Annotated in this window: 2 rRNA genes (1 of these 2 running past the window's edge); both read right to left on the bottom strand. The window is 55.8% G+C overall.

The window, feature by feature from the left end:
• Positions 1-7: 7 nt before the first annotated feature.
• Positions 8-124, bottom strand: a 5S ribosomal RNA gene (rrf, locus tag KU893_RS22345).
• Between the two features lie 127 nt (positions 125-251).
• Positions 252-2,868 (bottom strand): 23S ribosomal RNA (locus KU893_RS22340); it runs 506 nt beyond the window's last position.

Here is a 2,868-nt window from a genome sequence, read left to right as displayed (position 1 = left end):
AATGTTTGTCCGGCGGCGTCCTACTCTCCCACATCCTCTCGGTTGCAGTACCATCGGCGCTGGCAGGCTTAACTTCCGGGTTCGGGATGGGACCGGGTGTTTCCCTGCCGCTATGGCCGCCGTAACTCTATGAACCCCTGTGGCCCATTGCTGGGCTCCCACGCATGGCGTGGTCGGGGTTGGATCTTCATCGTGGACGCGGCACCAACACAGTGTTTGTTTTGGTGTTGTTGAGTGTGTTGGGGGTTTGTTGTGGCAAGTCTTCGGCCTATTAGTACCGGTCGGCTGGGCATTACTGCTGTACACCTCCGGCCTATCAACCCAGTGTTCTGCTGGGGGCCTTAACCCACAAGGGGTGGGAAACCTCATCTTGAAACGTGCTTCCCGCTTAGATGCGTTCAGCGGTTATCACTTCCGAACGTAGCCAACCAGCCATGCACCTGGCGGTACAACTGGCACACCAGAGGTTCGTCCATCCCGGTCCTCTCGTACTAGGGACAGCCTTTCTCAAGTTTCCTACGCGCGCGGCGGATAGGGACCGAACTGTCTCACGACGTTCTAAACCCAGCTCGCGTGCCGCTTTAATGGGCGAACAGCCCAACCCTTGGGACCTACTCCAGCCCCAGGATGCGACGAGCCGACATCGAGGTGCCAAACCATCCCGTCGATATGGACTCTTGGGGAAGATCAGCCTGTTATCCCCGGGGTACCTTTTATCCGTTGAGCGACAACGCTTCCACTCGCAGTTGCCGGATCACTAGTTCCGACTTTCGTCCCTGCTCGACATGTCTGTCTCACAGTCAAGCTCCCTTGTGCACTTACACTCAACACCTGATTGCCAACCAGGCTGAGGGAACCTTTGAGCGCCTCCGTTACATTTTGGGAGGCAACCGCCCCAGTTAAACTACCCATCAGGCACTGTCCCTGAACCAGATCATGGCCCTAGGTTAGACATCTAGTACGACCAGAGTGGTATTTCAACGATGACTCCACCCCAACTGGCGTCGAGGCTTCACAGTCTCCCACCTATCCTACACAAGCCGAACCAAACACCAATGCCAAACTATAGTAAAGGTCCCGGGGTCTTTCCGTCCTGCCGCGCGTAACGAGCATCTTTACTCGTAGTGCAATTTCGCCGAGTCCATGGTTGAGACAGTAGGAAAGTCGTTACTCCATTCGTGCAGGTCGGAACTTACCCGACAAGGAATTTCGCTACCTTAGGATGGTTATAGTTACCACCGCCGTTTACTGGGGCTTAAATTCTGAGCTTCGACTTGCGTCTAACCCGTCCTCTTAACCTTCCAGCACCGGGCAGGAGTCAGTCCGTATACATCGTCTTACAACTTCGCACGGACCTGTGTTTTTAGTAAACAGTCGCTTTCCCCTGGTCTCTGCGGCCTCCTGTGCTTCCCCCAGCAAGTGGGTTCACACATCGGGCCCCCCTTATCCCTAAGTTACGGGGGCATTTTGCCGAGTTCCTTAACCATGGTTGTCTCGATCGCCTCGGTATTCTCTACCTGATCACCTGAGTCGGTTTCGGGTACGGGCGGCTCATGGCTCGCTAGAGGTTTTTCTAGACAGCATAGGATCACCCACTTCGGCCATACGGCCTCGGCATCACATCTCAGACTCACCCACCAAAGGGCTGGGACCCGGATTTGCCTAAGCCCCGTCCTACATGCTTACCCGCCGTCTACCATCGCGGCGGTTGGGCTACCTTCCTGTGTCACCCCATCGCTTGACTACTACCGGATAGGATCCCACGCTCCACACCAAGCTCTTTGTCCGAAGACATCGATACGAGGTGCTTTGGGTGGTTAGCATCACCGGGCTCGTCATGGGCGCCATTTCGCCGGTACGGGAATATCAACCCGTTGTCCATCGACTACGCCTGTCGGCCTCGCCTTAGGTCCCGACTTACCCAGGGCAGATTAGCTTGACCCTGGAACCCTTGATCAATCGGCGCACGGGTTTCTCACCCGTGATTCGCTACTCATGCCTGCATTCTCACTCGTGTCACATCCACACCTGGATCACTCCGGCGCTTCACCCGTGACACGACGCTCCCCTACCCAACCGCACCCCTGGACCACCATCAAGTGATGGCCTGGGTTAAATGCGATTGCCATGGCTTCGGCGGGTGGCTTGAGCCCCGCTACATTGTCGGCGCGGAATCACTTGACCAGTGAGCTATTACGCACTCTTTCAAGGGTGGCTGCTTCCAAGCCAACCTCCTGGTTGTCACTGCGACTCCACATCCTTTTCCACTTAGCCACCTCTTAGGGGCCTTAGCCGATGGTCTGGGCTGTTTCCCTCTCGACTATGAAGCTTATCCCCCACAGTCTCACTGCCACGCTCTCACTTACCGGCATTCGGAGTTTGGCTAACGTCAGTAACCTGGTAGGGCCCATCGGCTATCCAGTGCTCTACCTCCGGCAAGAAACACGCAACGCTGCACCTAAATGCATTTCGGGGAGAACCAGCTATCACGGAGTTTGATTGGCCTTTCACCCCTATCCACAGGTCATCCCCTCCATTTTCAACTGAAGTGGGTTCGGTCCTCCACGCCGTCTTACCGGCGCTTCAACCTGCCCATGGATAGATCACTCCGCTTCGGGTCTAGAACACGCGACTCAAACGCCCTATTCGGACTCGCTTTCGCTACGGCTACCCCACACGGGTTAACCTTGCCACGTATCGCTAACTCGCAGGCTCATTCTTCAAAAGGCACGCTGTCACCCTCACAGGCTCCAACGGATTGTAGGCACATGGTTTCAGGTACTATTTCACTCCCCGCCAGGGGTACTTTTCACCTTTCCCTCACGGTACTGGTCCGCTATCGGTCATCGAGGAGTATTTAGGCTTAAC

The organism is Nocardioides daeguensis (assembly GCF_019192965.1).
GTDB lineage: Bacteria > Actinomycetota > Actinomycetes > Propionibacteriales > Nocardioidaceae > Nocardioides > Nocardioides daeguensis.
Note: the sequence above shows the minus strand (reverse complement) of the source record. Positions and strands in the feature narration are given on the sequence as shown.